This is a genomic window from Longimicrobium sp., from assembly GCF_048594345.1.
GTDB lineage: Bacteria > Gemmatimonadota > Gemmatimonadetes > Longimicrobiales > Longimicrobiaceae > Longimicrobium.
In genome coordinates this window covers 1-7,630 of sequence record NZ_JBMDXM010000193.1, presented here as the reverse complement: position 1 = coordinate 7,630, position 7,630 = coordinate 1, and the positions used below count along the sequence as shown (strand labels likewise).

Genomic DNA, 7,630 nt, shown 5'->3' with positions numbered 1-7,630 from the left:
GCGGACTGATCCGGCGCGGCACTCCGCCGGCGCGACGCAGGTTGTACACGCGGGGGCGCCATCGCGCTGCGCCCGCGGCGCCCCTCCCCCGGCCCCTCCCCGCTCGTTCCTCGCGGAGAGGGGAGAACTTCGGTCCCGCTTCGGAAGACGGAAGCCGCGGGGCGTTCATCCATCGCGCACCCCATTCCGGCTGCCTTCCCGTCGACGCCGTTCATCAAAGCGGCCCCGGTCTCTCAAGGGAGGCCGGGGCCGCTTTCGTCAGCGGGGCTGCCGCATCAGGTCACGTTGAGCGTGATGGCGGGCGTGGTGTACTCCACGGTTCCCGAGGTGATCACGTCCACGCGCAGGGTCGTGGTACCCGTGGTGGAGCCTCCCCGCAGCGTGCCTATGCCGGTGGTGGTTTCCACCCACGTGGCCAGTTGCGTGTTGGTGATGGTGACGCGGATGGTCTGGCCTACCCCCGGGGCGAGGACGCCGCCGCTGGCGTTGCGCAGCCCAATGGAGAGCGGCCGTTGCCCGTTGCGGACAACGGTCAGGCTGCCGGTCACGGAGTTGGCGGAGTTCACCGTCACCACCGCGACGCCGGTGTTGTCGGTGATCACCAGGCCCGCGAGCTCGCCGCCGCCGGGGTCGACGCCCAGGTCGGCGCAGCCGGCCATCAGGAACAGCGCCAGGAGCGGAGCGAAGCGGCCAAGCCGCGTGCGTGCGTGTGTTTTCATCGTTCGTTCGGAGCACTGGGTGAGCCGCAGCCGATTGCGGCACAGCATCTACAGTAAACGTGCCCGAGGGTTCCGGCGAGGGACAAGGAGCTACACATTGAAATCGGCGCGGGTGGGTGGGCACGTCCAGCGGCCGGCCGCGCGACGAGCCTGCCGCGCGCGGCCATCACTTCTTCGGCAGCTGCGTGCCGTGGCCGCTTACTCGCCTCGTCCCAATCCGCAAAAGAAGGTCTCACGCAGCGTTACCAGAGTTAGCAGAGGAACATGAACTCTGCTAACTCTGGTAACTCTGCGTGAGACCAATCTGTTTCTCGACCGAGCACGGAAGCAACGGGGCCGGCGAAGAACAAACTCCGTTGACTCCGTGTGAGGCATAGTTCCCCGCGTCAGCGGGAGCCGCGCCTCTCAGAACAGGATGCGGTACACCAGCGACAGGTTGCGCCCGGGCGACGAGACCAGGATGCGGCTGGTGGGCTCGCGGTACTCCTCGTCCAGCAGGTTGTCGGCGCGCAGCACGATGCTGTGGATGCGGCCGCCGCGGCGCAGGCTGAGCCCCGCGCTGGCGTTCACCAGGGTGTACGCACCGGTGCGGAACTCCTCCGGCTCCGCGCGCTCCTGCTCGAACGCGTGGCGCGCCTCCACCCCCAGCGAGTACGTGCCGTCGTCCCAGCGCGCGCTGCCGCCCACCCGCGCCGCGGGCATGAACGGCAGCGCACCGCCGTCGATGAAGTCGCCGCGCACCAGGTCGCCCATCACCCCCAGCACCACGCGCCGGCTCACCACCGCCTCCACCTGCCCCTCGAACCCGCGCAGGTGCGCGTCGTCCTGCCGAAAGCGGTTCAGCGGCACGGTAAGCTCCTCACCATCGTGCTCATCCACCACCGTCGTGTCGCCGATCACCTCGGGGGTGATGTAGTTGTCGATGCGGCTGTAGAACGCCGCCACCTGCGCGTTGACGTGCTCCGACTGCGCGCGCAGCACCGCCTCGGCGCCGCGGTTGATCTCCAGCTCCAGCTCCGGATCGCCCACGTCGTACGTGCCCGCGGCGTGGTGAAAGGCGTTGGAGAACAGCTCCTCGACCGTGGGCGCGCGGAACGACTGCGCCACGCTCAGGCTGGCGGAAAGCTGGCTGGTGACGGGGACGTTCAGCCCCAGCGAGCCGGAAACGTTGCTGAACTCGCGGTCGCGCACGTTCGCGAAACGCTCGTCGTCCGTTGCCTCCGGCCGCACGTTGTACACGTCGTAGCGCGCGCCCACCTGCAGCGACGGGCCGTCGGCGTCCGCGCCCAGCGGCAGCTCCTGGTAGACGAAAAGGCCGCCCGTGCGGCTCTCCGCGCCCGGCGTAAGCGCCTCTTCGCCCTCCGGCGAGTAGTCCTTGCGCAGCGCCGAAACCCCCACGGCGCCGTCCAGCCGGCCAAAGCGCGTCTTGGCCGTCAGGCTGCCTGTCTGCGTGTCGAGCCTGAAGCGCGTGCCCACCTCGCCCTCCGGCTCGATCTCGTCGTGCTGGTAGCGCTGCGCGTTGGCGTCCAGCCGCAGCGTGGTAAAGCCGCGGTCGCCAAACGCCACCGTGGCGCGGCCGTTGGCCTCCAGCCGGCTCCCCTCGATCGAGATCCCCCCGTGCTCGCCGTGCTCCGCGTGCTCTTCCGGCGTCTCGCCCTCGTGCTCCGCCACGGGAAGCCCGTAGTCGAAGGTGTATGCGCCCAACGAGACGCCGCCCTGCACCTCTTCGGTGACGTATCCCAGCCCGGCGGTGCCGTACAGGTTGTTGTAGAAGGTGTTGTGCAGCGTGCCGCCCCCGCCGGTGTGCACGTCGTCCACGTGCCGGCCGCCGCCCCGCGCGTTGAGGGCCAGGGTTTCGCCCAGCGGCATCGTCAGCTCGCCCGTAAGCGCGCCGCCGGGGTTCACCGACTCGCCCTGCGCGGCAAAAAAGCCCGACACCTCGCCCGGGATGGTGGTGGGGATGTCGGTGGAGATGACGTTCACCACGCCGCCCAGCGCGTTGTTGCCGTACAGCAGGCTGGCCGGCCCGCGCACCACCTCGATGCGGCTGGCGGCGAGCGGATCCACCGAAAGCCCGTGGTCGGCGCTGGTGGACGACAGGTCGCCCGTGCGCTGCCCGTTCTGCACCACCAGCACCCGCTCGCCAGCCAGGCCGCGGATGACGGGGGTGGATGCCGCCGGGCCGCCGTAGCGGGTGGAAAGCCCCGGCTGCGACGCCAGCGTCTGCGCCACGCTCGTCCCCAGGTTGCGCTCCAGCGCCTTGCCGGAAAGCTCCACCGTGCTCTGGGTGATGTTGAGCGGGTCGGCGCTGCGCGGGCTGGCGGTGACGTTGATCCCCTCCAGCGAGAGCACCGTGGGCCGCAGGACGACGTCCACGCGCACGTCCGGCCCGTCGGCGGGGACGGTGACCACGGCGTGCGACGGCGCGTAGCCCAGCAGCGTCACGTCCAGGTGGTAGGTGCCCGGACGCACGGCGCGGATCACGAAGGAGCCGTCGTTGCCGGAAAGGATGGAGCGGTTGAGCTCGTTGATGACGATGCGGGCGTTGGGCAGCCCGTTGCCCGCCGCGTCGCGCACCCGTCCCACGATGGGCGGGGCGGCCTCGACGGAATCGGGCGCGGGGGCGGCGTGCGCCACGCCGGCGCCGGCGAGCACGGCGGCCAGCGCCACCAGGGCGCGCCGCATGAGCGTACGGAACATGGAAGACTCCTGAATCCGGAACGGTACGGCAGAGCCCCCACATCAGCCGATGCGGGACCTGCGCGTATTCTGTATACGGTTCGCTGCCGCGGATGCGGCGGATTCAGGCGTGTGGCGGTGCGCGCGCTCGCGCGGGGGAGGAGGGGCGGAACGGGAGCGTGTGGGCGACCGCGGGCGTCTCCACCCGGGCGTCGGCCTGCGCCAGCAAAAGCTCTGCGCCCGCGGCCGGCAGGGCCAGCGTGCCGGCGGCCTGGCACAGAACGCAGTGCAGCTCGTCGTGCGCCGGCAGCGACGAGCCGTCGTCGGTGCGCTCGGCGATGGATGCGCCGGCGGCCGGTGACGGATCGGCGGGTGCCCACACGTGAAACGGGACTGCCGCCGCACCCAGCAGGTGCAGCAGCATCCCGATCAGCAGCGTCAAGCGCCGCGCGCGCGAGCCTCCGTGGGTGCCGGTCATGTCCCGCGGGGTACACCGAGGTGCGCAGGAGGGTTCCGGCGCGGTGTGAGGGTGTGAGGGTGTGAGGGTGTGAGGGTGTGAGGGTGTGAGGGTGTGAGAAGAGGTAAACGTGTGATGGAGGGTGTGGCGCCTTGAGACATCACACTTCGTCCGCGGGCGGTCCACCATCCCGCGCCACCGCACCCGGAGCGCACCCTACCCAGCCTCACGCAAAACCCCTCCCCCGAAGTTGGGGGAGGGGTCGACCGCCGTTGCGAGGAACGAGCAAAAGGCCGGTCGGGGGAGAGGGTCCCTGCGGGTCGCGGCATACCTTCCGCCTCACCCGCCTCACCCGTTCACACCGTCCCCACGTATCCCCGCAGCCGCGCCAGGTTCTGCCGGTCCAGCGTCACGAGGTCCTTGGGATCGTCCGGGTGCTCCTTGGGCGTCTCCAGCACCATGGGGACGGCGGTGAAGCGCGGGTCGTTCACCAGGCGGCGAAAGGGCTCGTCACCCAGCGAGCCCTCGCCGATGCCCGCGTGGCGGTCACGGCGGCTGGCGAACGCCGTCGCCGAATCGTTCAGGTGGAACAGCCGCACGCGGTCCAGGCCGATGACGTCGGCCAGCTGGTTGATGACGCCGTCGTAGTCGCCGCGCAGGTCGTAGCCGGCGGCGTACACGTGGCAGGTGTCCACGCACACGCCCACGCGGTCGCGCACGGCGGGCGAGATGCGGTCGATCATCTCCGCCAGCTCCTCGAAGCGCGCGCCCAGCACCTTGCCGGACCCCGCCGTGGTCTCCAGCAGCACCATCGCGCTTCCGCCCACCTGCTCCAGCGCCTGGGCGATCATGTCGGCGTTCTGGGCCAGGCCGCGCGGCACGTCGCCGTCGGTGGCGTTGCCGGGGTGCGTGACCAGCGCGTCCAGCCCCAGCTCGTTGGCGCGGCGCAGCTCGGCGGCGAACGCGGCGTACGAGCGGTCCAGCAGCAGCGGGTCGGGCGTGGCCAGGTTGATGAGGTAGCTGTCGTGCGCGTTGGCGTACGCCACGCCGTGCTCCGCCAGGCCAAGGCGAAACTTCAGGCAGTCCTCGTCGGGCAGCTGCACCTCGGCCCAGCGGTTGGGCTGCTTGGTGAACACCTGGATGGCGACGGCGCCGATGTCGGCGGCGCGGGCGGGGGCGTTGCAGCACCCCCCGGCGGTGGAGACGTGGGCTCCCAGCAGCACTGCGTATCCTCTATGTCGAGCGGATGTTTACGGCGGACAAGTGCCCAACGTAGACGCGTTCCCCACGGGTGTCAACGGCGACGTCGGGCGCCGATCTGCGTGTGACCGGAACGCTGGACGTTGAACCTCTTCCGGAAAAGACCAGCATCATCCAGGCGTACCGCTCCTCGCCATCGTGGAGCGAGCCGAAGGTTCTACAGATCGCGCATCAGGTGGTGCGATTGACCTGCTGCGATGCGCCGAGGAGACCATCCACCGATCCCATCCCTTCCAAAAAAATTCTCATGGCCCCCTGCCGCATTCCATCTACCTCCCGTTCCCGACACCTCTACAAAAGCTTGTGCCGCGTCGACATCCCCCACCCGCACCCGACACCTGGGAATCCAGCCTCACTCCACACGTGGAGGGAGCGCCACGAGAAAACTCTGCTAACTCTGGTAACTCTGCGTGAGGCCATTCTTTTGGTGGACCCAGCACGCCCCCCGGAGGAACCGGCACGAGAAAACTCCGTTAACTCCGTTGACTCCGTGTGAGGCCCAACTCTTTTAGCGCCCCAGCAGGATGCCAGCCGCGCGATCGTGCAGCAGCGAGTTGCTGGCGAGGGCGTCGGACATGGGCGCGAGAGGGGAACCGTCGAAGCGGGAAAGGCGCGCGCCGGCTTCGGGCATGATCACCACGAACGGCGCGTAATCGTAGTACTGGCCGCACATGGGATCGCAGAACAGCTCCGCGCGCCCCGTCGCCACCAGGTAGTAGCCGAACCCGTCGCCCCACGTCCGTGTGAACCGCGTGGAGCGCAGCAGCTGGTCGAACGCGCCGCGACCGGCGTCCGTCGCATGGTCGCGCCAGTACTCCAGGCCGGACGTCACCACGCGCGCGGCGGCCAGGTCATCGCAGTCGGAGACGCGCACGCGCTGGCCGTCCAGCCACGCGCCCGCGCCCACCCCCGCGACCAACGTCTGCCCCACGCCGGGAAGGTGCGCGCAGCCCAGGACCGGGCGGCCGGCATCTTCCAGCGTAAGCAGCACCGAGTACAGCGGCACCCCCGACGCGAACGAGCGGGTGCCGTCGATGGGGTCGATGATCCAGCGCCGGCCCGAGCGCGAGGGCGTTTCCGCATCCTCCTCGCCCAGCACGCCGTCCTCCGGAAACGCTTCGGCCAGGGCGGCGCGGATGTGCGCCTCGGCCTCCACGTCCGCCGCCGTCACCTCCGATCCATCGCCCTTGAAGCGCACCGCCGCGCGCCCAAAGTGCCGCAGCGTCACGTCACCCGCCGCACGGGCGGTGCGCGCGGCGAAATCCATCAGGTTGTCCAGGTCAGTCGTCATCTCACGTGCAAATCGTCGGTGCTGCTGAAGCTTCCGCGCCAACAGTCATCCTGAGCGTGGCGCCGCGCTGCATCCTCTTTCCTGAGCATAGCCTGGCGCCAACCGAAGGACCTTGCCAGCCCAATCAAGCGGCTGGATCTGCGCGGATGAGCATGCCCCACGAGGGGGGAGAGAAGGTCCTTCGGTCGCGCGCAAACGGCGGTGACAGATACGGTTCCGCGCGGCGCTCCCTCAGGATGACTGGCTTTCGGATCAGCGCCGATCAGCGCTTCCCCGACACGTGCGGGTCGCCGCGCAGCCAGAAGCGCAGGGGCCAGTCCGCCGCGCGCGTGATACCGATGCGCGGGCCGATGGCGACCTCCGCGTCCTCAACCAGGCGACCCGGGGCGATCCACAGCGGCGCGCGGTCCATGGGGTGATAGTTGAGGCCCCCACCCACCCCCAGCGCGCGCGCCAGGTTCCCCGGCCCGCGCATCAGCTCGCGGTCCGGGCGGCCGGGGCGCCGCGCGCGGGCGTGCTCGATGCCGCCGACCGTGCGCGCGGCGCGAATCAGGACGGCGGCCCCGAACCCCTCGTCGCCGGTGACGACGTTCAGGCACCAGTGCATGCCGTAGATCAGGTACACGTACGCCAGCCCCGCCGCGCCGAACATGGCGTCGTTGCGCGCCGTCCGCCCAAAGCGCTCCGCCGCGTGCGACGCCTCGTCGTGCGGCCCCACGTACGCCTCCGTCTCCACGATCTCCGCAACGACGCGCAGACCGTTCATCTCCGAAACCAGGAGCGCGCCCAGCAGATCGCGCGCGACCTCCTCCGCCGGGCGGGCGTAGAAGGCGGCGGGGAGCGGCGCCGGGTCCACACGCGCGGAGCGCCGCGCCCGTACATCGGGCGCGGCGCTCGCGTTCTGCTCAGGGATCACTCCGCGGCGCCGCCGGTGCGTCCCCGGTTGCCGCCCCGTCCCCGTCCGCCGCGGCGGCGCGGGCGCTTGGCGGCACCCTCCTCCGCCGGGGGCTCAGGAGCCGGTGCCGGTGCCGCCGGAGCGGCTTCGGCGCGGGGCGCGCCGCCGGTACCGCCTCGCCGTCCCCGTCCACGCCCACCGCCGACGGCGGGTGCGGCTTCCGGAGCGGGCGCTTCGGGCGCCGGCGCGGCCGGTGCTTCCGCCGCCGCTGCGCCACGTCCACCGCGACCGCCGCGGCGCCCGCGCGCCGGACGATCCTCCGCCGCGGC

Annotated in this window: 6 protein-coding genes and 1 pseudogene; 1 reads left to right on the top strand and 6 read right to left on the bottom strand. The window is 70.9% G+C overall.

Going from position 1 to position 7,630, the window contains the following annotated elements; translation table 11 throughout:
- Positions 1–275: 275 nt before the first annotated feature.
- The 6 genes from ACOJUJ_RS21280 to ACOJUJ_RS21255 all read right to left on the bottom strand — a co-directional run bounded on the left by ACOJUJ_RS21280 (position 276) and on the right by ACOJUJ_RS21255 (position 7,322).
- Positions 276–719 carry a hypothetical protein gene (locus ACOJUJ_RS21280; RefSeq protein WP_420128925.1) on the bottom strand — a complete coding sequence of 148 codons (444 nt, stop codon included), beginning with the start codon at positions 717–719 and terminating at the stop codon, positions 276–278.
- A 405-nt stretch (positions 720–1,124) separates the two neighbouring features.
- Positions 1,125–3,419, bottom strand: coding sequence for a TonB-dependent receptor (locus ACOJUJ_RS21275; protein WP_420128924.1), 2,295 nt, complete (start codon positions 3,417–3,419; stop codon positions 1,125–1,127).
- A 103-nt stretch (positions 3,420–3,522) separates the two neighbouring features.
- Positions 3,523–3,876 carry a hypothetical protein gene (locus ACOJUJ_RS21270; protein WP_420128923.1) on the bottom strand — a complete coding sequence of 118 codons (354 nt, stop codon included), beginning with the start codon at positions 3,874–3,876 and terminating at the stop codon, positions 3,523–3,525.
- 335 nt (positions 3,877–4,211) lie between these two features.
- Entirely contained in the window at positions 4,212–5,078 is an 867-nt protein-coding gene (locus ACOJUJ_RS21265) for a deoxyribonuclease IV (protein WP_420128922.1), read from the bottom strand.
- A 545-nt stretch (positions 5,079–5,623) separates the two neighbouring features.
- Positions 5,624–6,406: an inositol monophosphatase family protein gene (locus ACOJUJ_RS21260; protein ID WP_420128921.1), complete on the bottom strand. Its 783-nt coding sequence runs from the start codon at positions 6,404–6,406 to the stop codon at positions 5,624–5,626.
- A 262-nt stretch (positions 6,407–6,668) separates the two neighbouring features.
- Complete coding sequence (locus ACOJUJ_RS21255) at positions 6,669–7,322, bottom strand: DNA-3-methyladenine glycosylase (protein WP_420128920.1); 654 nt, start codon at positions 7,320–7,322, stop codon at positions 6,669–6,671.
- Between the two features lie 103 nt (positions 7,323–7,425).
- Between ACOJUJ_RS21255 and ACOJUJ_RS21250 the strand changes: the two are divergent.
- A pseudogene (locus ACOJUJ_RS21250) lies at positions 7,426–7,630 on the top strand (hypothetical protein); the annotation flags it as partial.